This is a genomic window from uncultured Jannaschia sp. (assembly GCF_947494055.1).
GTDB lineage: Bacteria > Pseudomonadota > Alphaproteobacteria > Rhodobacterales > Rhodobacteraceae > Jannaschia.
The window spans coordinates 140,253-160,110 of sequence record NZ_CANLTR010000003.1; the positions used below are offsets into that span (position 1 = coordinate 140,253).

The following is a 19,858-nucleotide window of genomic DNA, read 5'->3' on the forward strand; positions in this document are numbered from 1 at the left end:
AAGAAGAAGGGGCGGGGTGGCCCTTGCGCTCCGGCGGCGCGCATGCGGTGATCGCGCTCGAAGGAGCGCGCCCATGACTCAGACCCCCGGTATCGGACACAATTCACGGCAGGATCTCGACGGATACGCGAGTCGTCTGGTGCTCTGGCGGACGGCGCGGGCGGATCTGATCGGGAAGGCGATGCCGATCGAGGTCGTGCGGATGCGCGTACGCCAGGCGAACGCGCTGGGTCTGTCCTACAAGACCTATGCGGGCGTGCGGGCCGCGTCGGGTCGGGACATCGTGGCGCTGCTCTTCTCGTCGAACGCGCTCGGCATGATCCGGCGGGCCGAGGTCGAGGCGGCGCGGGCGGCGAAGCTCGCCGACGTCGCGGCGGTGCGGGGCGTGCTGGTGCATCCGCCGCTCGCCGCCACCGCCCCCGAGCCGCTCGACTGGGCCGAGGACGCGCCGCGCTTCGACGAGCGCTGGTCCGTCATGCGCGACCGGCTGCGCACGGCGCTCGTCCGGCACGCCTTGCCGGCGGACGGCGTGCTGATGATCGGGGAGACCTCGTTCGAGGCGAGCTGGTGCGCGGCGGCGCGTGCCGCGGGATACGTGCGGGGCGAAGTCTATTTCGGGTCGCCCGAATGAGTGGAGCCGACGCCGCGATCATCCGTCGAGCCAGCCCAGCACCCGGTCGACATTCGGCGTGAGCGGCAGCGCCGCCATCTCGTCGGGTGCGACCCAGCGGGCGTCGAGCGCGTCATCGGCCGCGACCGGCTCACCGGATCGCCATTCGCAGAGGACGGCGGCGAGAAGGTAGTGATGGGCCACCTCTCCGCCCTCCCGCACGATCAGGTCGATATTGCCGAGATAGCGGAGCGGCGCGGCCACAACGCCCGTCTCTTCGGCGAGTTCGCGCGCCGCAGCCTCGAGCCCGGTCTCGCCCAGTTCGACATGACCGCCGGGAAAGCCCCAGAGCCCGCGATTGGGCGATTTCGCCCGCGCGACCAGCAATACGCGGCCGTCCCGCGGCACGACGGCCAGCGCGCCCAACTTCGGATGTGACGTCATGCACGTAGCCCTCCCCGTGCCCGCACTGGCACATCCGGTATCCCGACGCTACATCCGGACAAGACTGGAGGTGCCCATGCCCGACCCGATCCCCTTCGAGATGCCCGGCCCCGTGGAGTCGGAATACGGCGACGTGATCTCCTCCATCGAGGAAATCATCGAGGATGCGCGCAACGGACGGATGTTCATCCTGGTCGATCACGAGGATCGCGAAAACGAGGGCGATCTCTGCATCCCGGCGCAGATGGCCACGCCCGACGCGATCAACTTCATGGCGACGTACGGGCGGGGGCTGATCTGCCTGACGCTGACCGGCGACCGGATCGACGCGCTCGGCCTGCCACTGATGGCGTCGCAGAACTCCTCGCGGCACGAGACCGCCTTCACCGTGTCGATCGAGGCACGCGAGGGCGTCTCCACCGGGATCAGCGCGCATGACCGCGCCCGCACCGTGTCGGTCGCCATCGACGCGACCAAGGGCGCGGCCGACATCGCGACGCCGGGCCACGTCTTTCCGCTGCGCACCAAGGAGGGCGGCGTGCTGGTCCGCGCGGGCCATACCGAGGCGGCCACCGACATTTCCCGGCTGGCCGGGCTGAACCCGTCCGGCGTGATCTGCGAGGTGATGAACGAGGACGGGTCGATGGCCCGCCTGCCCGATCTCGTCGCCTTCGCGCAGCGCCACGGACTCAAGATCGGCACGATCAGCGACCTGATCTCCTACCGGCGGCGCTACGACAATCTCGTGAACCAGACGGCGTCGCGGCCGGTGACGAGCCGGTTCGGCGGCGAGTGGCTGATGCGCGTCTTCACCGACGAGACCCAGGGCGCGGAGCATATCGTGCTGACGAAGGGCGACCTGACCGCGCCCGGGCCGGTCCTCGCGCGGATGCACGCGATGAACCCGCTGGAGGACGCGCTGGGCATCGGGGAGAGCGATCTGATCGGCGCGATGCGCGTGATCGCGGCCGAGGGGCGCGGCGTCGTCGTCCTGCTGCGCGATACCGACATGAAGCTCGACCAGGGCGGCGGGGTCAGCCCGCAGAAGCTGCGGCAATACGGGTTGGGCGCGCAGATCCTCGCCGCGTTGAACATCCACGAGATGACGCTGCTGACGAATTCCGGGCAGCCTCGGATCGTCGGCCTCGACGCTTACGGGCTGACGATCACGGGCACGCGGCCCATTCCGGAGGATTGAGGGCATGGCGGGACATTCCGACAACGAGCTGAAGCTGCCGACCTTCGAGGAAGCGCCGAAGGTCCTCATCGTGATCGCGCCCTATTACGGCGCGATCTCGGCTCGGCAACTGGAATCCGCACGCGCCGTGCTGGAGCAGGCGGGAGCCACGCACGAGACGGTGGAGATGCCCGGCTCCCTCGAGATCCCCACGGCGATCGGCATCGCGCATCGGCAGGGGGATTACGACGGCTATGTCGCGCTCGGTTGCGTGATCCGGGGACGGACCTCGCATTACGATGTGGTGGTGGGCGAGAGCGCGCGTGGGATCGCGACGCTCGGCCTCGCGGGCGCCTGCATCGGCAACGGCATCATCACCGTCGAGAACATGGAGCAGGCCGAGGAGCGCGCCGATGCGGAGCGCCTCGACACGGCGGGCGCGGCCGCGCAGGCCGCGCTGCACCTGATCGCGCTGCAGAAGCGGATGGGGAAGCCCGAACGCGGCGTCGGGTTCCGTCCGGGCAGCTTCCTGCACGACGCGGCGACCAAGGGTCCGACGGTCGCCTGATGCCTGCTCAGCGGTCCTTGGGCGGGATCGCCGCGATCCCGGCGACGAGACGGTTTGCGGCGTGGCGCCACGCCGCTTCGGTGTCGCCGCGAAAATCGTGGGCGGTGGCGTAGCGGACTTCGCCCGTCTCCACATCGCGGAGCACGGCCTGCATCGACAGGACGAGCGCGCTCATGCGGAATACCCAGACCTGAAGCGTCCGGTCCGCGCCGGCTTCCCGCCCAGACTCCATCGCGCAGGGGGCGCACATGTGAACCTTGGCGCGGCGGCGGTGCTTGGCCAGGGAGACGTCGGCCCGCGCGGCCGGCACGATCGCATAGACGCCCGCGAGGCTTGCCGTGATGAAGTCGCTGGTCCGGTCCAGACGCTCGGCATAGCCCGCCTGTCCGAGCGGCGACGTGTCCCCCTCGATCTCCGGCTCCATTATCAAGAGATGGCGCTCCTGCGCGCGAGCGCCCGCGGCGATGCACAGAAGCAGGGCAATGAGTGCGAGCAAGGGGCGAGGCATGGCAATCCCCGGGATCAGGACAAGCCCATCCTGGCGTCGCGTGGGGTCACACGACAAGGTGTGCGCTTGACCCCGCCAGGCGGCCCTCATAGGTCGCGCGAATGGCTGAACCGACTCCCGAAGACAGACGTCTGCTGAAGCGCCGAATGAAGTCCGCCGCGCGTCTCTATGCCGTGCAGGCCCTGTTCCAGATGGAGGCGATGGGGCAGGGCGTCGACAAGGTCCGCGCCGAGTTCGAGACCCATCGCTTCGGCATGGTCACCGACGAGGGCGAGTTCGCCGAGGGCGACGTGGACCTGTTCCGGTCCCTGATCGAGCGAGCGGTGGAACGGCAGGCGCGGATCGACCAGATGACGGATCGGGCGTTGGTGACAAAATGGCCCATTGACCGGATCGACCCGACCCTGCGTGCGCTGTTCCGGGCGGCGGGGGCGGAGTTGCTGATCGGATCGACCCCGCCGAAGGTGGTGATCAACGAGTTCGTCGAGGTCGCGCGCGCCTTCTTTCCCGGAGGGAAGGAGGCGGGGTTCGTCAACGGCGTGCTCGACCACATGGCACGGGCGGCGCGTCCCGAAGCGTTCTAGGGTTTCGCCCTCCGGGCGAGGATATTTGGAAAGCAAAGACGGGCTCAGGCCGGGCGGCGTCGGCCGATCACGCGCGCGGCCGCGAGCCATGTGGTGACGAGGAGGAGTGCCGTGCCTGAAAGGAAGGCGGCGAATGCCGGCGCGGTCCCGCCAGCCGGAAGGAGCGGTGCGAGCGGCGCCCACACGGCACCGGTGATGAGCTGCAGCCCGAGCGTCGCGAAGCCCCAGAGCAGGATCGCCGTGCCGAGCGACAGCCCCGCGTAACCGATCCGTTGCCCCCGACCGCGGGCGGGCAAGCGCATCAGGCGGCGCAGCGCGGTGCCCATGCGCGTCAGGTCATGCCCCATCACGAGGATCGCCGGCACGAGAAGCAGGACGAGCACCATCCCGAAGCCCAGCCCGTAGCTCAGCGTGATGACCGTGGGGCGCAGGAACTGCGCGTCCGACGAGGTCTCGTAGAGCAGCGGCGCGAGGCCCAGCACCGTCGTCGCCGTCGTCAGCAGGATCGGGCGCAGGCGGTCGCAGACGGCGTCGGTGATCGCGGGGACGAGGGCGCGGTCGCGGGCATATTCGTCGACCGTCGTCACCAGCACGATGGAATCGTTGATTATGATCCCGGTCATCCCGATCAGGCCGACCACCGAGAACATCGACAGCGGCACGTCCCAGAACCAGTGCCCCCAGATCGCGCCGATCAGGCCGAAGGGGATCACCGCCATGATGACCGCGGGCCGTGTCCACGACGAGAAGATCCAGGCCAGAACGAGGTAGATGCCCAGAAGGCAGCCGGCGAAGCCCAGCGTCGCGTCGGTCAGGAACTCGCTCTCCTGCTCGGCGAGACCGCTCAGCTCGTAGGTGACGCCGTAGGTGCTCGCGATCTCGGGCAGGATCTCCTCGGCGATGCGCTGGCGGATCTCGTTGGCGCGGGCGGCGTCGTCCTGCGTGATGTCGCCGGAAACGGTGACCTCCTGTATGCCGTTGCGTCGGATGATGTTGGCGAAGCCCGATTGCACGCGCACCGTCACGATGTCCGAAAGCGCGACGTCGCCACCGAGCGGCGAGGGCAGACGCACCGTGTCGAGGAAATCGGCCCTGAGCTCTTCCTCCGGCAGCTCCACCCGGATTGCGCCGGTGCGCGGACCGACGGGGAAGGTCGCGGCTTCGATCCCGGCCAGGCGGTCCCGCAGGGTCGCGCCGAGCGCGCCCACGTCGAAGCCCAGCGCCTCGCCCTGTGGCGTCAGGGTGAGGATCAGTTCGTCCTTGTCGTAGGGCAGCGTGTCCTCGACGGCGGAGACTTCGGGGAACTGCGAGACCGCAATCTTGAGCGCTTCGGAGGCGGCCTTCAGCGTGTCGGAATCGGCGCCGGTGAACTCGACCGACAGCGCGTCGCCGCCGGGGCCGGAGCGCCAGCCGCGGAAACTGATCTCTTCGGTCAGGGGAAGCTGGCTGACGCTCTCCTGCAGCCGCTCGACGAACTCGAAGGAGGAATAGGGGCGCAGGTCCGCGGCGATGAGCTCGATCGAGATGGCGCCGAGCTGCTCGGGGTCCTTGTCGTCGGCGGAGGCGAGCGCGCGGCCCGAATTGCCGCCGATCTCGGCCAGAACATAGTCGAGCGGGTTGGTGCCGTATTCCGCCTCGTAATCCGCCCCAAGCGCCTCGGTCGCGCGTTGCAGCTCGCGCATCTGCTCGATCGTGTCGGCGCGGTCGGCCCCGTCGACCATCGCGAAGTTGCCGCTGATCGAGCCCTGTTCGGGCGAGTCGAAGAACCGCCATTGCACGTCGCCGCGCAGGAACAGCGCGAACTGCGTCGCCAGCAGGAGCAGCGCCGCCGCCGCGACGGGATAACGCGCCAGCAGCATGAGCCGGACGAGCGGCCGGAACAGGCGTTCGCGGAACCAGTCCAGCCCCCGGTTCACCTGGCGGGACGGCAGATCGTACCAATGCTCGTGCGCGGAGTGCCGAAGCGCCCCCGCCATATGGTGCGGCAGGATCAGGAAGCACTCGACCAGCGACGCCACCAGCACGACGATGACGGTGAAGGGGATATCGAGGATCAGCTCTCCGAACCGTCCGCCGATCGCGACGAGGCCGAAGAAGGCGATCACCGTGGTCAGCGTCGCCGAAAAGACCGGCGCGAACATCCGCTGCGCCGCCCGCTCCGCCGCCATGCCCGCCGGTTCGCCGAGTTGGCGGGCGCGGAAATCCGCGTGTTCGCCCACGACGATCGCGTCGTCGACGACGATGCCGAGCGTGATGATGAGCGCGAAAAGCGAGATCATGTTGAGCGAGATCCCCGCCGCCCACATCAGCGCGATGGCCGAGAGCATCGCGACCGGAATGCCGGCCGCGACCCAGAACGCCGTACGGGCGTTGAGGAACAGGAACAGCAGCCCCACCACGAGGGCGAGGCCGAGGATCGCGTTGTCCACCAGAAGCGAGATCCGCCCGGTGATCGCCTCCGTCCGGGTGCGGATGAGCTCGATATTCGTGCCCTCGGGCGCGTCCAGCAGAAGGTCCGCGGCCACCGCCTCCACCTGCCGCTGCAACCCGATCGCGTCGCCGTCGGCGGAGCGGTCGACACGGACGGTGATGGCCGGGTCCGGGCCGACGAAATAGGCCCGCTCCCGGTCCACGCCCTCGGAGACGACGCGCGCGACATCGCCCACGGTGAGCGCGGCGCCGCCGGCCTCCCGGCGCAGGACGATCTCCTCGATCTCATCGGCCTCCCGGCGCGCCTGTCCGGTACGGACGCGGGCATTGGCGCCGGCGACGTCGCCGGCCGGATCGGCCTGCGCCTCCCGGCCGATCGCGGCGGCGATCTCGGACATCGTGAGGTCGTAGCGCAGCAGGTTCGCCGTCGGCACCTCCACCACCACCTCGGGCGCGGCGATGCCCTGGATCGTGGTCCGGGTGACGCCGGCGGCGAAGAGCCGCGTGACGAACTCGTCGGCCAGCCGGGCAAGCTGGTCGACGCCCAGCGGACCGGTCACGATGACATCGGTGACCCGGTCGCGCCAGCGGCCCAGACGGACCGTGGGATCGTCGAGGCCGTCGGGCAGGCCGGTGACGCCGTCGATCGCCGACTGCACCTCCTCGGCGGCGGAGGGCACGTCGTAGCCCGGCTCGAACTCAAGCTCGATCCAGGCGTTGTTCTCGCGCGACACCGCGTTGGTGTCGTTCACCCCTTCGACGCTGCGCAGCGCCGGCTCCAGCACCTGCACGATGCCGCGGTCCACGTCTTCGGCCCCCGCGCCGTCCCAGCCGACCAACACCTCGATGTCGTCGACGATCACGTCGGGAAAGAACTGCGCCCGCATGTTCGGCAGCGCAAAAAGCCCCCCGGCCAGCATCAGGACGAGAAGAAGGTTCGCGGCGGTCCGGTGGCGGGTGAAGTAGCCGAGCAGTCCCATCTCAGCCGCCCATCCGCGACTCGATACGTTCGACGACGTCCACCGGCACGTCCTCGGCTTCGAGCTGGCTCAGCATCCGCGCCTTCACGTCGGACGGGATGCGCGTATTGGCATTGAGATAGGCCACGATGCGCGCACGGCGTTCGGGATCGAGCGTGACGGTGCCGGTCTCGTCCGCCGCGTCTACACCGGGGCGCAGGGGGCGGACGCGGATGCCGAGGCCGAGCGCGGCGGTGCGTTCGGCCACCACCTCGTGTCCCGCGATGTCGCCGGCGACGAGCACGTCGTCGCCTTGCCGGCGCAGCAGCGTCACCTCCCGCGCCTCCAACCGGTCGTCCGCGCCGAGGACCAGCACGTCGCTCAACGGCGACAGGGCGGTGGCGGGCAGACGGATCGCGTCCTCGATCGCGGGCTCCTCCACCTCGACGCGCACGAAGTCGCCGGGGCGGAAGCCGCGGCTGTCGTGGAGGCGGGCGTAAACGGTGCGGCCGGTCTGGCCCTCGCCCACGGCGGCGGCCTCGCGGGTGACGGTGCCTTCTGCCGCGAGCTCCAGCCCCTGCACGTCGAGCACGGCGCGCATCGGAACCCCGATCAGCGCGCCCTCGGCATCGAGCAATCGCGCGTGCTGCGCGGCGGAGAGGCGGAACACGACCTCGAGTTCGGCCGGGTCGATCAGCGTGGCGACCATCTCGTTCGCGGAGACGAGCCCGCCCGGCAGGACCGAGACGTCGGCGAGCCGGCCGGCGAAAGCCGCTTCGACGGTCCGGTCCTCGAGGTCGCGGGTCGCGTTCTCCACCGCGATGCGGCTGCGGTCGATGGCCAGCCGCGCGGAATCGATCCGCGCCTCGCTCGTGGCGACGGTGCCGCGCGCGGACAGGATGGCCTGCTCGGCCGCCGAGAGCGACAGCTCCGCCGCCTCGACCGCCGCCGTCGCACCGACGCCGCGATTGCTCAGATCGCGCTGCCGCTGCACTGCCTGGGCCTGCAGGTCGCGCTGCGTCTCGGCCCCGACGAGCTCCGCCCGCGACAACTCCAGGCTGCGCCCGGCGTCGCGCAGCTCGGCCTCCGCTTCGGCGAGATCGGCCCGGGCGACCGACAGCGCGGCCTCCGCTCCGGCGGGATCGATGCGCATCAGGACCTGCCCCTCGGTCACGCGTCCGCCATCCTCCATCTCGGGCGCGAGTTCGACGACGCGGCCGCCCACCGGGGCGCGAAGCTCCAGCACCCGGCGGGCGCGGATCTCGCCGAAGGCCGTCAGGACGGGCGCGATCGTCTCCGGCACGGCCTCCACCACGTTCGCGGCGAGGATGCGCTCGCGGGCGGGCGGCCCGCCCTCATCGCGCGCGCGACGCTCCTCCAGCGCGGCGAAGACGATCGCCGCCGCCCAGGCGAGCAGCCCCGCCGTGAGGGCGAGCAGGAAGAGCGCCGTGAGGCTACGTCCAAGAAAGCGCATCGGATCTCCGGCCGGGTGACGTACGAAAGATAGGGATTTCCCGGCCCCTGCCAATCCTCACGTTCGTCGCACGCGGTTCCGTCGCACGGAAATGACAGGCGATCACTTTCGGCGGAGATGTTCGTCCAGCCGCGGCATGATCTCGACGAAGTTGCAGGGGCGATGGCGGTAGTCGAGCTGTGGGGCGAGGATACCGTCCCACGCGTCCCGGCAGGCCGAGGGCGAGCCGGGCAGCGCGAAGAGGTAGGTCCCCTTCGCCACACCGGCGCAGGCGCGGGACTGTACCGCCGAGGTGCCGATCTTCTGCATCGAGATCATCGTGAAGACGGTGCCGAAGGCGTCGATCTCCTTCTCGTAGACGTCGCGATGCGCCTCCACCGTCACGTCGCGCCCCGTCAGTCCGGTCCCGCCGGTCGACAGGATCACGTCGATCTCCGCGTTGTCGCACCAGGTGTCGAGTTGCGCCGCGATCGCCGCACGGTCGTCCTTCAGGATCGCGCGGGCGGCGAGGGAATGCCCCGCCGCCGTCAGGCGCTCGACGAGCGTTTCGCCCGAGCGGTCGTCCTCTGCCGCGCGCGTGTCGCTGACGGTCAGGACGGCGATGCGGCAGGGTAGGAAGTCGCGCGTCACGATTGCCTCCGTCTTTGCTTTCCAAATATCCCGGGGGGCCGCAGGCCGGGGCAGCGCCCCTCCACCCGAAGTGTCAGTCGAAATCCCCCGGCGAATGCCGTTCCGGCAAGGGCGCCGGAGCTTCACCCTTGAGCCGATTGACGCGACGCCCGCGCTGCACCCCCGGCCGCGCGTCGATCCGCTCGGCCCATTCGACGACGTTCCCGTATTCGTGCACGGCGAGGAACCGATCGGACCCGTCGTAGAGCCGCCCGCCGAGGCAGAGCTGCCCGTACCACGGCCAGATCGCCATGTCGGCGATGGTATATTCGTCGCCCGCGATGAAATCCTTCGAAGCCAGCTCGCGGTTCAGCACGTCGAGCTGCCGCTTCGCCTCCATCGCGTAGCGGTTGATCGGATATTCCATCTTCTCGGGCGCGTAGGCGAAGAAATGGCCGAACCCGCCGCCGAGGAACGGCGCGCTGCCCATCTGCCAGAACAGCCAGGACAGCATCTCCGGTCGGCTCGACCCGAGGAACGCGTCGTAGCGCTCGGCGAGGTGAAGCATGATCGCCGCGCTTTCGAACACGCGGACGGGCTCCGGGCCGGTCAGGTCGAGGAGCGCGGGGATCTTGGAGTTCGGATTGATCTCCACGAAGCCCGAGCCGAACTGGTCACCCTCGCCGATATCGATGGGCCAGGCGTCGTATTCGACGTCGTGCCCGGCCTCGATCAGCTCCTCGAACAGGATCGTGACCTTCTGCCCGTTCGGCGTGGCGAGGCTGTGGAGCTGGTAGGGATGTTCGCCCCGGGGCAACGCCTTGTCGTGGGTCGGGCCGGCGACGGGGCGGTTGGTGCTGGCGAACTGGCCACCGTTCTCGGCATCCCAGGTCCAGACGTCGGGGAGTGTGTAGCTCATCGCGGGTCTCCAGTTTGTCGAGGGAGCACATAGCGTTCCGCCGGCGCCCGCAACCCCGCGTCCGCGCACATTCAAGGTTCAGGGGTCGAGCCGGGCGGCGAGCTCCAGCAAATCCGCCCAGGCCTCGCGCTTGGCGCCCGGGTTCCGCATCAGGTAGGCGGGCGGCAGCATCGGCAGGGCCGGGCGACCGAACCCCTCGGTCCAGGTGCCGCGCAACCGCGTCAGCCCGCGCCGGCCCAGCACCGCGCCGCAGGGCTGGTTGCCCATGAGGACGAGGATCTCGGGGGCGGCCAGTTCGACGTGCCGGCGCAGGAACGGCAGCATCATCGCCATCTCGTCCGGCTCCGGCGCCCGGTCCGACGGCAGTCGCCACGGCAGGACGCTGGCGAGATAGACGCCCGCCGACCCTTCGCCGTCGCGCGCGAGGCCGATCGCCGCCAGCATCCGGTCGAGGAGTGCGCCGCTCGCACCGGCGAAGGGATGGCCCGCCCGGTCCTCCTCGCGTCCCGGCGCGTCACCGATGATCATCACCCGCGCGGATGGGTCGCCCGCGGCGAAGACCGTGCTCGACGCGCCGAGGCGCAGGTCGCAATACGGATAGCCCAGGATCGCGTCGTGCAATTCGGCCAGGCTCGCCGCCGCTGCGGCGCGCCGGTCAGCCTCGGCGACGGCATCCGTGGCCTGCGCGGCATCCGCCGTCACCGGCATGTCCACCTCGGGCGGCGGGGCGGGCGGTTCGGGCACGGGCTGTCGGTCGGGCAGGGCGTAGCGGTTGACGGGACGTTCTCCGATCGCCTCGTCGCAGCCCATCTCGATCAGCCATTCCAGCGTCGCGCGCGCGGTGAAGGGATCGAGCTCGGGCATGCCCCTGCCTAGCCCGCCGGCCCCGCGACCGGAAGGGCTTGATCGCCGCCCGCCCGCGCCGCATGGAGGCGCCATGACCTTCCGGCATCGCCACCTCCTCGGGATCGAGCCGCTCCACCCGGCGGAGATCACCGAGCTTCTCGACCTCGCGCAGCACTACGCGGAGGCCACGCGGCGGGGGGAGAAGCACGGGACCGCGCTCGAGGGGCTCACGCAGGTCAACATGTTCTTCGAGAACTCGACCCGCACGCAGGCCAGCTTCGAGATCGCCGGCAAGCGTCTGGGCGCGGACGTGATGAACATGGCGATGCAGGCGTCGAGCCTGAAGAAGGGCGAGACGCTGATCGACACCGCGCTGACGCTGAACGCGATGCGCCCCGATCTCCTCGTCGTGCGGCACCCGCATTCGGGCGCGGTGAACCTGCTTGCCGAGAAGGTGAACTGCGCCGTTCTGAACGCGGGCGACGGGCGGCACGAGCATCCGACGCAGGCGCTTCTCGACGCACTGACGATCCGCCGGGCCAAGGGGCGGCTGCACCGGTTGACCGTGGTGATCTGCGGCGACATCGCCCATAGCCGGGTGGCGCGGTCGAACCTGATCCTGCTCGGCAAGATGGAGAACCGCGTCCGCCTCGTCGGCCCACCGACGCTGATGCCCGCCGAGGTAGCGGAACTTGGTGTCGAGGTCACCGACGACATGGCCGAGGGCCTGCGCGACGCCGACGTGGTGATGATGCTGCGCCTCCAGAAGGAGCGCATGGACGGCGCGTTCATCCCCTCGGAGCGCGAATACTACCACCGCTTCGGCCTCGACGCGGAGAAGCTGCGACACGCCAGGCCCGACGCCATCGTGATGCATCCCGGTCCGATGAACCGGGGCGTGGAGATCGACGGCACGCTCGCCGACGACATCAACCGCTCCGTCATACAGGAACAGGTCGAGATGGGCGTGGCCGTGCGCATGGCGGCGATGGACCTGCTGGCGCGGAACCTGCGGGCCGACGCCTGAGGTCGAACCCGAGCGCCGCCGCCGCGTTGACTCCGTGACAGCCACAGCGGAGCCGCCCCATGACCTTTTCCCTCGAGCCGCGCGATCCGCGGGTCCACGTCTTCTCGCTCAGCGACGGGTCCCTCAAGCTCGCGCACCGTACCTACCTTTCGCCGCCCGGGGAGGCCCCGGACGCGACGCCGGTGCAGGATGCCCTCGGCGCGCCGGTCGACGCGGCCCATGTCGAGGTCTTCGCCGTCCGCGACGTCGCGCCGATGGGCCTGCGCAGCTATCTCGCGCAGGCGCACGATATCCCGCCCGCCTCGATGGAGGCGGATACGGCGCGGCTCGACGCGCTGTCCGGCGACGTCCTCGTGGTGGCGCCGCGCGCGGTGGAGGGACTCTCGGAGCTGGAGCCCCGGCCGGAGCTCACCCATATCGGCAGCTACGCCCCGGCGGAGGCCGACATGACGCCGCGCGACCTGCCGCCCGCCGCAAAGCCGCCGCGCGAGGAGCGGGCCGATAAGACGGTTGCGGGCAAGCCGCTCGACCGGACCCGGATCCTCTGGATCGTGGTCGCGGCGCTGGTGATCGCAGGGCTGCTCTTCGCATTCCTCTGAGCGCGCTCGATTGCGCCGCGGCCGGGCCGACGCTATCGCGGAAGCATGGACGCCACGCTCTTCACCGATGCCCGCCTGATCGATCCCGTTTCCGGCACGGAGCGGCGGGGCGACCTGCGTGTGGTGGACGGGCGTATCGCCGAGCCGGGCCCGGCGGCGACGCGGATCGACTGCCGCGGTCGCTGCCTCGCGCCGGGCATCGTCGATATCGGCGTGAAGGTGGGCGAGCCGGGCGAGCGCCACAAGGAGAGCTTCCGCACCGCCGGGGAAGCGGCGGCGCGGGGCGGGGTGACCACGATAATCGTCCGGCCCGACACGATCCCGGTGATCGACGCGCCCGAACTGCTGGAGCAGGCTCGGGGCCGCGCCGCCGAGGCCCGCGTGCGCGTTCGCCACATGGCGGCGCTGACCCGCGGCCGCGCCGGGCGCGAGATGGTGGAGATCGGCTTCCTGCGCGATGCCGGGGCGGTGGCCTTCACCGACGGCACGCATGTCGTGCGCGACACCCGGATTCTGAGCCGCTGCCTGACCTATGCGCGCTCGCTCGGCGCGCTCGTCATCGGCCACCCGCAGGATCCGGGCCTCTCCGCCGGTGCCGTCATCACCAGCGGCAAGTTCGCGAGCCTGCGCGGCCTGCCCGGCGTCTCGCCCCTGGCCGAGCGGCTGGGGGTGGAGCGCGACCTCGCGCTCGCCGGTGCCACCGGCGTCGCCTACCATCTCGACCAGATCACCTGCGCCGCCAGCCTGCCGGCGCTCCGGCGGGCAAAGGCGGAGGGGCTCGACGTGACGGCGGGGACCTCGATCCACCACCTGACGCTCAACGTGCTCGACGTCGCCGATTACCGCACCTTCTTCAAGGTCACGCCGCCCCTGCGGGAGGAGGCCGACCGGCTCGCCACGGTCGAGGCACTCGCGGACGGCACGATCGACGTGATCTCCTCGATGCATACGCCGCAGGACGAGGAGTCGAAGCGCCTGCCCTTCGAGGAGGCGGCGCCGGGCGCCGTCGGGCTCGAGACGCTGCTGCCCGCCGCGATGCGTCTCGTCCATTCGGGCCATCTCGACCTCCCCACGCTCTGGCGGGCGCTGTCGCTGAACCCTGCGCGGCGGCTCGGGCTCGAGGGCGGGACGCTCGACGTTGGCGCGCCGGCGGACCTCGTCCTCTTCGACCCGGACGCGCCCTTCGTGCTCGACCGCTGGAAGCTCGCCTCCAAGTCGAAGAACACGCCCTTCGACGGCGCGCGCATGGAGGGGCGGGTGATCGGCACCTGGGTCGGGGGCATGCGCGTCTGGGATCGGGAGGCGGCACATGCCTGAGCTCGTGACGCCGGTTCCCGTTTTGCTCGTCGTCGGGCTATTGGCCTATCTCCTCGGCTCGGTGCCGTTCGGCATCGTCATGGCCCGGCTGTTCCGGCTGGGCGATCTGCGGCAGGTCGGGTCCGGCAATATCGGCGCGACCAACGTGCTCCGGACCGGCAACAAGCCCGCGGCGTTCCTGACGCTGCTTGGCGATTCCGGGAAGGGCGCCTTTGGTGTGCTGCTCGCCGGGGCGTTCCTTGCGGGCGACGCGGCGCAGGTGGCGGGGCTCGCGGCGTTCCTCGGCCATGCCTGGCCCCTCTGGCTGCGCTTCCGGGGCGGCAAGGCGGTGGCGACCTTCCTCGGCACCGCGCTGGCGCTGTCCTTCCCGCTCGGCCTCGTCGTCTGCGCATCGTGGCTCGCGGGGGCCTTCGCGACGCGCATTTCCTCGATGGGGGCGATCGTCGCGGCCCTGTCGGCGCCGCTCTGGGCGTGGTGGCTCCATCCGGAGGCGGCGACGCTGATGGCGTTCTTCGCGGCGATGATCGTCGTCTTCCACCGCCACAACATCCAGCGGATCCGCGCGGGAGAGGAGCCGCGCATCGGCGCCTCGAAGCGCGCGTGACGCAGGCGGCGGAGGTGGCGACCGCGCTCGACGCGCTGCCGCTCGGCACGTTCCGCGGGCGCGCGCATGGCGCGGACTGGCTGGTGAGTCGTACGCTCTTCGCCGGCGGCGCGTCGGAGAAGCTGGTCGCCCGCGCGCTCGACGGATCGGACTACGTGAGCCTCAACCTCTACCGGCTTGCGACAGGCCCGCGGCTCCGCCCCTGCGAGATGCCGGCGGCGAAGGTCGCGCGCTTCGTGGCGGAACTGGAACTGGCGACAACGTCGGATCATCCGCAGGATCGATCGCGGGCGCCGGCCTGCACGTCCCGTCGCTTACGGCCGTAGCGACGGTGCGATGTCCTCGAGAAGTTCGGCGGTCCGGCGGGTGTTGTGATAAATGCCGAGCGCGAGATAGAGGAAGCCGCCCGTCAGGATCAGGTAGATTGTCCCACCGACGAGGATCGCGACCGCGGCGGGGATGCCTGATTGCGGCCCGCTGCCAAGAAGAGCGGCGCCGGCCGCGAGCAGGACGACGATCCCCCCGAGGATGACGATGACGCCCACAAGCTTGTCGAGGGCGTTGATGAAAAAGTTGCGCATTCCGGAGCCTACGATTGAAGTCAGCTGTACGATGCTTCAGCATGCCAGCTGCCGCGCGTGACATCTGCATCGTACGGTCTGTTGGCCGACCGGAACTGCGGTCGGTGTTGCCAATCCGTCGCGGTGAGCCGCGAAGCCTCAGTAGCTCCGCTCGGCGTAGATCCGCGACAGGTCGCCTGCCCACGGTCCGTTGTAATCGTCCAGCAGCTCGTCCGCCGGCACCTTCCCCGTCTCGACCGATTCCTTCAGCGCGTTGAGGAAATGCGTCTCGTCCGGCACCAGCCCGCCCGCACCTGGGCGCGCCCGCGACTTGAGTCCCGCTTCGGAAATTGCCACCAGCTCGCGGGCGAGGTCGTGCATGCGCACGTCGCCCACCTGCGCCTGCAACCCGTCGACGCTGGCCGCGACGCGCAGGGCGAGCCGCGTCTCCTGATCCCAGTCCCTCGCCAGGTCCCAGGCCGCGTCGAGCGACGCGTCGTCGTAGAGCAGCCCGACCCAGAAGGCCGGCAGGGCGCAGAGCCGGCGCCACGGCCCTCCGTCGGCCCCGCGCATCTCCATGTACTTCTTGATCCGCGCTTCGGGAAACAGCGTCGTCAGGTGATCGGCCCAGTCCGCCATCGTCGGCTTCTCGCCCGGCAGCGCCGGCAATTCGCCCCGCATGAAGTCGCGGAAGGACTGGCCCAGCGCATCGACATAGGTGCCGTCGCGGTAGACGAAGTACATCGGCGTATCAAGCGCGTAGTCCGTCCAGCGCTCGAAGCCGAACCCGTCCTCGAAGACGAAGGCGGGGATGCCGGTCCGCGCCGCGTCGAGGTCGCGCCAGACACGGGCGCGCCAGGACTTGTGGCCGTTGGGCTTGCCCTCGAAGAACGGCGAGTTCGCGAAGAGCGCGGTGGCCACCGATTGCAGCGCCATCGCCACGCGCAGCTTCTTGACCATGTCGGCCTCGGACCCGAAGTCGAGATTGACCTGCACGGTGCAGGTCCGCCGCATCATCACCCGGCCCATCGTGCCGACTTTTCCCATGTAGGAATCCATCAGCTTGTAACGGCCCTTGGGCATGAGCGGCATGTCCTCGTGGCGCCATTCCGGCGCCGCGCCCAGCCCGATGAAATGCGCGCCGATCGTGTCGGCGACGGTCTGTACCTCGCGCAGGTGGTCGTTCACCTCGTCGCAGGTCTGGTGGATCGTCTCGAGCGGGGCGCCCGAAAGCTCGAGCTGCCCGCCCGGCTCCAGCGAGACGTTGGCGCCGTCCTTCTCCAGCCCGATGAGATGGCCGCCTTCCTCGACGGGGGACCAGCCGAACCGGTCGCGCAGGCCCGCGAGCATGGCGTGGATCGAGCTCTCGCCTTCGTAGGGCAGCGGTGCATGGGTGTCCGTGCGGTAGCCGAACTTCTCGTGCTCCGTGCCGATGCGCCACTGGTCGCGGGGCTTGCAGCCGGAGGCGAGATAGGCCGTCAGGTCGGCCTGCGACTCGATCGGCCCGCCGCCGGTCTGGGGAATGGACATCGCAGGCCTCCGGTTCGCTCCGCGACCGTCACCTGCTTCCCGGCCCGGTCCGAGTCAAGGCGCGGGGCGCGTTCCGCTGCCAGACCTTGGTCGTACTGGACGCGCGCGACCGCACCGCCTGGATCATCGCGCCGGTGTCGAAGCCGGGCAAGGGGGCCAGGGCATCGAGCAGGCTCTCGGCATTCGCGGCACCCTCGGGAATGACGAGCGTCGGCCCGTCGGACTGCGCCAGCCGCCAGAACGCTTCGCCGGTCGCCGTGCGGCGGAACGTCACCGACGAGAGCGCGTCCAGATCGACCGATCCCCCCATGACCGGACCCATGTAGGTGATGCGCCCCTCGTCCACCTCCACCAGCCCGGGTGCCCCGGTCGTCGTGCGGAAGCGGGCCTGACGGATGCCCGACAGCGCGAGCACGGCACCGATGGCGACGAGAACGCCGCCGAAAAGCGCGATGAGGCCGTAATTGTCCCACCAGAGCCAGGCACCGAGCGCGATCGCCGCGCCGCCTGCCAGCGCCTCGCGCCATCGGCCGAGCATCGCAGCGATCTCGGGGCGGATCACGCCATCACCGCCGTCTCGCGCACGACGAGCGCGAAGTCGCCGATCCGCTTGAAGCCGAGGGGGCGGTAGCAGGCGACGGCCGCCTCGGAGGCGGCGAAGAGCGTCGCCTGGCCGATCCCCTGCGCGCTGGCCTCCGCCAGATGCAACGCGACCGCGCGACGGCCGAGCCCGCGCCGGCGTGCAACGGGCGGGACGTAGACGCCGCCGACCTGCACGATGTCGGGCAGCCGGGCGTTGAACCCGGTCATCGCGACTGGCTCGCCATCGACGACGAGGAAACGGTGGCTGTCGGCCGCGATCCAGCCTGCGACGTCCTCTACTGCCTCGGCCTGCGAGCCTAATCCCATGTCGGTCTCCCGGGTATAGGCAACGCGCCACGCAACGGCGCGCGCGCGGTCGAGCGTCAGCGGCGCGAGCGTCCCTGGCCCTTCGGGAACTCTCAGCGTTGCCAGATCGAGATGGAACTGCGGCTCGTCCGCGTCGAGCCCGCCCGCCGGCGCGTCAAGGCCGAGCGCGCGCATCAATGGCCGGACCGAACCGCTCGGACCGGCGAAGCCGGCAATCGGACGGCCGCGCAGGATCGCGGCGGCGGGTTCGGGCTCGGTGGCGAAGGGCAGGACCATGCCGCGATTGGTCAGGCCGAGCACCGCGCGCCGTGGCGGGGACGCATCGCCCCAGAAGCGGGTCGCGTTCTGATGGTCGCCCTCCATTCCATGGTCCCGCAGGTTGGCGAGCGGAAACATCGCGTCGGTCGGCCGAGTCCGCAGGACCGCCTCGATCGCCGCCCAGTCTGCCGGGCCAAGCGGGATCACGTCCAATCCCCCCGCGCCGCCTGCCACAAAGTCAGCGCGGCCACGGCGGCCGTGTCGGCGCGCAGGATGCGGGGGCCGAGTGCGATGGCGGTGGCCTGCGGATGGGCGCGGAGCCGGGCGCGTTCGGCGGGGGAGAACCCGCCCTCCGGCCCGACCAGGATCGCGGCGGGGGCGGGGGGCAGCGTGCCGCCCTGTCCCGCGCCGTCCGCCCAGACGGGATCGTCGGACAGCGCCTCGTCGCAGAAGACGAGCGCGCGGCCCTCGGGCCAGTCGTCGAGCAGACGCGCGAGCGGCGCGATCTCGGCCACCTCCGGCACGTAGGTCCCGCCGCATTGCTCCGCCGCCTCGACCGCATGGGCCTGGAGCCGGTCGCGGCGGATGCGCTCGGAGTTGGTGTGATCGGTCGCCACCGGCAGGATGCGTGCCGCGCCGAGCTCGCACGCCTTCTCCACGATGAAGTCGGTCCGCGCCTTCTTGATCGGCGCAAAGAGGAGCCAGAGATCGGGCGGGGTCCGCTGCGGCGCGACCCGCTCTTCGACCGTCAGCGTGCCGCCGCGCTTCGACGCCGCCTCGATCCGCGCGCGCCACGCGCCGGAGGTGCCGTCGAACACCGTCAGCGTGTCGCCAGGCGCCAGCCGCATGACGCCCGAGAGGTAATGCGCCTGATCCCGCGTCAGCTCCGCCGGTTGTCCCGACGCGAGCGGACCGGCTATATGCAGGCGCACCCGACTGTCCCTGCCGTCCATGAGGCCCCCCGATGCAGACGTCCCCCGATCAAGGGCAGGTGGCCGATGCCGTCAAGGGCAACTGGGTCGATCGGCACGCGCCGGCCCCCTGGCGTTCCTATCTGCGGCTGTCGCGCGCGGACCGGCCGATCGGGACGTGGCTCCTGCTAATCCCGTGCTGGTGGGGGCTCGCGCTCGCCGTGGCGGCAACGGGGTTCTGCTGGGTCGACCTGTGGATCGCGGCGGGCTGCGCGATCGGGGCGGTGCTGATGCGCGGCGCGGGCTGCACCTGGAACGACGTAACCGACCGCGACATCGACGCGGGGGTCGCGCGCACGAGGTCGCGGCCGATCCCCTCGGGGCAGGTCTCCGTGCGGGCGGCGCTCCTCTGGCTGGCGGCGCAGGCGCTGCTGGCATGCGCGATCCTGATGACCTTCGACCGGGCCGCGATCGCGCTGGGTGTCCTCTCGCTTTTGCCGGTCGCGATCTATCCCTTTGCCAAGCGGTTCACGTGGTGGCCGCAGGTCTTCCTCGGGATCGCGTTCAACTGGGGGGCGCTTCTGGCCTGGGCTGCGCATACGGGCGGGCTCGGCTGGCCGCCGGTGTTCCTTTATCTGGGCGGGATCGCCTGGACGCTCTTCTACGATACGATCTACGCCTACCAGGATATCGAGGACGACGCGCTGATCGGAGTGAAGTCCACCGCGCGGCGGTTCGGCGACACGCCTGAGCCGTGGCTCGCGGCCTTCGCGGCAATTGCGGTGCTCGGCCTCGCGCTTGCCGTGGCGACCGCTCTGCCGGTCGGGCCGGCGCTGGTGGCCTCGCTCGGCGTCCTCGCCTTCGCCGCGCATCTGGCGTGGCAGGCGCGACGGCTCGACATCGCCGATCCGTCGAACTGTCTGTGGCTGTTCCGGTCGAACCGCGCGGCTGGTCTGTTGCTCCTGCCGTTTTTAGCCGCCGCCGCACTCGTCTGATTGCTCCCGCGCCGGGGTCT

Annotated in this window: 22 protein-coding genes; 10 read left to right on the top strand and 12 right to left on the bottom strand. The window is 70.5% G+C overall.

Annotated features, from left to right (window positions below; translation table 11 throughout):
* Window positions 1–73 precede the first annotated feature (73 nt).
* Window positions 74–631 carry a hypothetical protein gene (locus Q1A87_RS04190; protein ID WP_299647373.1) on the top strand — a complete coding sequence of 186 codons (558 nt, stop codon included), beginning with the start codon at window positions 74–76 and terminating at the stop codon, window positions 629–631.
* 18 nt (window positions 632–649) lie between these two features.
* Here the strand turns inward: Q1A87_RS04190 and Q1A87_RS04195 are convergent, their stop codons facing one another.
* Window positions 650–1,054, bottom strand: a complete 405-nt coding sequence (locus Q1A87_RS04195) for an NUDIX hydrolase (RefSeq protein ID WP_299647374.1) — start codon at window positions 1,052–1,054, stop codon at window positions 650–652.
* Window positions 1,055–1,130: 76 nt separating this feature from the next.
* Between Q1A87_RS04195 and ribB the strand changes: the two genes are divergently transcribed.
* Both ribB and Q1A87_RS04205 read left to right on the top strand, forming a co-directional pair.
* On the top strand, window positions 1,131–2,252 hold the full coding sequence (gene ribB, locus Q1A87_RS04200) for a 3,4-dihydroxy-2-butanone-4-phosphate synthase (RefSeq protein WP_299647375.1): 1,122 nt from the start codon (window positions 1,131–1,133) through the stop codon (window positions 2,250–2,252).
* A gap of 4 nt (window positions 2,253–2,256) precedes the next feature.
* Window positions 2,257–2,799 carry a 6,7-dimethyl-8-ribityllumazine synthase gene (locus Q1A87_RS04205; protein WP_299647376.1) on the top strand — a complete coding sequence of 181 codons (543 nt, stop codon included), beginning with the start codon at window positions 2,257–2,259 and terminating at the stop codon, window positions 2,797–2,799.
* Between the two features lie 7 nt (window positions 2,800–2,806).
* Here Q1A87_RS04205 and Q1A87_RS04210 read toward each other — a convergent pair whose 3' ends face one another.
* Complete coding sequence (locus Q1A87_RS04210) at window positions 2,807–3,307, bottom strand: DUF2380 domain-containing protein (RefSeq protein ID WP_299647377.1); 501 nt, start codon at window positions 3,305–3,307, stop codon at window positions 2,807–2,809.
* Window positions 3,308–3,408: 101 nt separating this feature from the next.
* On the opposite strand from Q1A87_RS04210, the gene nusB reads away from it, so the two are divergent.
* Entirely contained in the window at window positions 3,409–3,891 is a 483-nt protein-coding gene (nusB, locus tag Q1A87_RS04215; RefSeq protein WP_299647378.1) for a transcription antitermination factor NusB, read from the top strand.
* 44 nt (window positions 3,892–3,935) lie between these two features.
* On the opposite strand, the gene Q1A87_RS04220 is transcribed toward nusB, so the two are convergent.
* The 5 genes from Q1A87_RS04220 to Q1A87_RS04240 form a co-directional block, all read right to left on the bottom strand.
* Window positions 3,936–7,301: an efflux RND transporter permease subunit gene (locus Q1A87_RS04220; RefSeq protein ID WP_299647380.1), complete on the bottom strand. Its 3,366-nt coding sequence runs from the start codon at window positions 7,299–7,301 to the stop codon at window positions 3,936–3,938.
* A gap of 1 nt (window position 7,302) precedes the next feature.
* Entirely contained in the window at window positions 7,303–8,754 is a 1,452-nt protein-coding gene (locus Q1A87_RS04225; RefSeq protein ID WP_299647382.1) for an HlyD family efflux transporter periplasmic adaptor subunit, read from the bottom strand.
* A gap of 102 nt (window positions 8,755–8,856) precedes the next feature.
* Entirely contained in the window at window positions 8,857–9,387 is a 531-nt protein-coding gene (moaB, locus tag Q1A87_RS04230) for a molybdenum cofactor biosynthesis protein B (protein WP_299647653.1), read from the bottom strand.
* 70 nt (window positions 9,388–9,457) lie between these two features.
* The gene (yghU, locus tag Q1A87_RS04235) at window positions 9,458–10,282 is read right to left on the bottom strand and encodes a glutathione-dependent disulfide-bond oxidoreductase (RefSeq protein ID WP_299647384.1); all 825 of its coding nucleotides are present in this window, start codon (window positions 10,280–10,282) and stop codon (window positions 9,458–9,460) included.
* 78 nt (window positions 10,283–10,360) lie between these two features.
* The gene (locus Q1A87_RS04240) at window positions 10,361–11,146 is read right to left on the bottom strand and encodes a uracil-DNA glycosylase (RefSeq protein WP_299647386.1); all 786 of its coding nucleotides are present in this window, start codon (window positions 11,144–11,146) and stop codon (window positions 10,361–10,363) included.
* A 73-nt stretch (window positions 11,147–11,219) separates the two neighbouring features.
* On the opposite strand from Q1A87_RS04240, the gene Q1A87_RS04245 reads away from it, so the two are divergent.
* From Q1A87_RS04245 to Q1A87_RS04265, 5 genes are read left to right on the top strand one after another with little or no spacing between them, the layout of a single operon-like run.
* The gene (locus Q1A87_RS04245; protein WP_299647388.1) at window positions 11,220–12,155 is read left to right on the top strand and encodes an aspartate carbamoyltransferase catalytic subunit; all 936 of its coding nucleotides are present in this window, start codon (window positions 11,220–11,222) and stop codon (window positions 12,153–12,155) included.
* A gap of 59 nt (window positions 12,156–12,214) precedes the next feature.
* Window positions 12,215–12,754: a hypothetical protein gene (locus Q1A87_RS04250; protein WP_299647390.1), complete on the top strand. Its 540-nt coding sequence runs from the start codon at window positions 12,215–12,217 to the stop codon at window positions 12,752–12,754.
* 45 nt (window positions 12,755–12,799) lie between these two features.
* Window positions 12,800–14,071, top strand: coding sequence for a dihydroorotase (gene pyrC / locus Q1A87_RS04255; RefSeq protein ID WP_299647392.1), 1,272 nt, complete (start codon window positions 12,800–12,802; stop codon window positions 14,069–14,071).
* Window positions 14,064–14,675, top strand: coding sequence for a glycerol-3-phosphate 1-O-acyltransferase PlsY (gene plsY / locus Q1A87_RS04260; protein WP_299647394.1), 612 nt, complete (start codon window positions 14,064–14,066; stop codon window positions 14,673–14,675). The genes pyrC and plsY overlap by 8 nt, the downstream gene beginning before the upstream one ends.
* Entirely contained in the window at window positions 14,672–15,001 is a 330-nt protein-coding gene (locus tag Q1A87_RS04265) for a hypothetical protein (RefSeq protein ID WP_363322945.1), read from the top strand. The genes plsY and Q1A87_RS04265 overlap by 4 nt, the downstream gene beginning before the upstream one ends.
* Here Q1A87_RS04265 and Q1A87_RS04270 read toward each other — a convergent pair.
* The 5 genes from Q1A87_RS04270 to Q1A87_RS04290 all read right to left on the bottom strand — a co-directional run bounded on the left by Q1A87_RS04270 (window position 14,990) and on the right by Q1A87_RS04290 (window position 18,885).
* Window positions 14,990–15,256 carry a hypothetical protein gene (locus Q1A87_RS04270; protein WP_299647396.1) on the bottom strand — a complete coding sequence of 89 codons (267 nt, stop codon included), beginning with the start codon at window positions 15,254–15,256 and terminating at the stop codon, window positions 14,990–14,992. The two genes, Q1A87_RS04265 and Q1A87_RS04270, sit on opposite strands and share 12 nt — an antisense overlap.
* A gap of 138 nt (window positions 15,257–15,394) precedes the next feature.
* A complete protein-coding gene (locus tag Q1A87_RS04275) occupies window positions 15,395–16,765 on the bottom strand; it encodes a glutamate--cysteine ligase (protein ID WP_299647398.1) in 1,371 nt (456 codons plus the stop codon).
* Between the two features lie 28 nt (window positions 16,766–16,793).
* On the bottom strand, window positions 16,794–17,327 hold the full coding sequence (locus Q1A87_RS04280) for a hypothetical protein (protein WP_299647400.1): 534 nt from the start codon (window positions 17,325–17,327) through the stop codon (window positions 16,794–16,796).
* Entirely contained in the window at window positions 17,324–18,139 is an 816-nt protein-coding gene (locus Q1A87_RS04285) for a GNAT family N-acetyltransferase (RefSeq protein ID WP_299647402.1), read from the bottom strand. The genes Q1A87_RS04280 and Q1A87_RS04285 overlap by 4 nt, the downstream gene beginning before the upstream one ends.
* Complete coding sequence (locus tag Q1A87_RS04290; RefSeq protein ID WP_299647404.1) at window positions 18,136–18,885, bottom strand: 16S rRNA (uracil(1498)-N(3))-methyltransferase; 750 nt, start codon at window positions 18,883–18,885, stop codon at window positions 18,136–18,138. Before Q1A87_RS04290 ends, Q1A87_RS04285 begins: the two co-directional genes overlap by 4 nt.
* Before the next feature lie 11 nt (window positions 18,886–18,896).
* Here Q1A87_RS04290 and ubiA point away from each other — a divergent pair, with 11 nt between their 5' ends.
* Window positions 18,897–19,838 (top strand): 4-hydroxybenzoate octaprenyltransferase, encoded by a 942-nt coding sequence (gene ubiA, locus Q1A87_RS04295; RefSeq protein ID WP_299647406.1) that lies wholly within the window; start codon window positions 18,897–18,899, stop codon window positions 19,836–19,838.
* Window positions 19,839–19,858: the final 20 nt, after the last annotated feature.

Coding starts and splice junctions, on each gene's coding strand:
- Q1A87_RS04240 (WP_299647386.1), bottom strand. CDS start 11,146: ATGCCCGAGCTCGATCCCTTCACCGCGCGCGCGACGCTGGAATGGCTG.
- Q1A87_RS04205 (WP_299647376.1), top strand. CDS start 2,257: ATGGCGGGACATTCCGACAACGAGCTGAAGCTGCCGACCTTCGAGGAA.
- ubiA (WP_299647406.1), top strand. CDS start 18,897: ATGCAGACGTCCCCCGATCAAGGGCAGGTGGCCGATGCCGTCAAGGGC.
- pyrC (WP_299647392.1), top strand. CDS start 12,800: ATGGACGCCACGCTCTTCACCGATGCCCGCCTGATCGATCCCGTTTCC.
- Q1A87_RS04275 (WP_299647398.1), bottom strand. CDS start 16,765: ATGTCCATTCCCCAGACCGGCGGCGGGCCGATCGAGTCGCAGGCCGAC.
- Q1A87_RS04190 (WP_299647373.1), top strand. CDS start 74: ATGACTCAGACCCCCGGTATCGGACACAATTCACGGCAGGATCTCGAC.
- nusB (WP_299647378.1), top strand. CDS start 3,409: ATGGCTGAACCGACTCCCGAAGACAGACGTCTGCTGAAGCGCCGAATG.
- Q1A87_RS04290 (WP_299647404.1), bottom strand. CDS start 18,885: ATGGACGGCAGGGACAGTCGGGTGCGCCTGCATATAGCCGGTCCGCTC.
- plsY (WP_299647394.1), top strand. CDS start 14,064: ATGCCTGAGCTCGTGACGCCGGTTCCCGTTTTGCTCGTCGTCGGGCTA.
- Q1A87_RS04250 (WP_299647390.1), top strand. CDS start 12,215: ATGACCTTTTCCCTCGAGCCGCGCGATCCGCGGGTCCACGTCTTCTCG.
- Q1A87_RS04220 (WP_299647380.1), bottom strand. CDS start 7,301: ATGGGACTGCTCGGCTACTTCACCCGCCACCGGACCGCCGCGAACCTT.
- Q1A87_RS04225 (WP_299647382.1), bottom strand. CDS start 8,754: ATGCGCTTTCTTGGACGTAGCCTCACGGCGCTCTTCCTGCTCGCCCTC.
- Q1A87_RS04195 (WP_299647374.1), bottom strand. CDS start 1,054: ATGACGTCACATCCGAAGTTGGGCGCGCTGGCCGTCGTGCCGCGGGAC.
- ribB (WP_299647375.1), top strand. CDS start 1,131: ATGCCCGACCCGATCCCCTTCGAGATGCCCGGCCCCGTGGAGTCGGAA.
- Q1A87_RS04270 (WP_299647396.1), bottom strand. CDS start 15,256: ATGCGCAACTTTTTCATCAACGCCCTCGACAAGCTTGTGGGCGTCATC.
- yghU (WP_299647384.1), bottom strand. CDS start 10,282: ATGAGCTACACACTCCCCGACGTCTGGACCTGGGATGCCGAGAACGGT.
- Q1A87_RS04210 (WP_299647377.1), bottom strand. CDS start 3,307: ATGCCTCGCCCCTTGCTCGCACTCATTGCCCTGCTTCTGTGCATCGCC.
- Q1A87_RS04245 (WP_299647388.1), top strand. CDS start 11,220: ATGACCTTCCGGCATCGCCACCTCCTCGGGATCGAGCCGCTCCACCCG.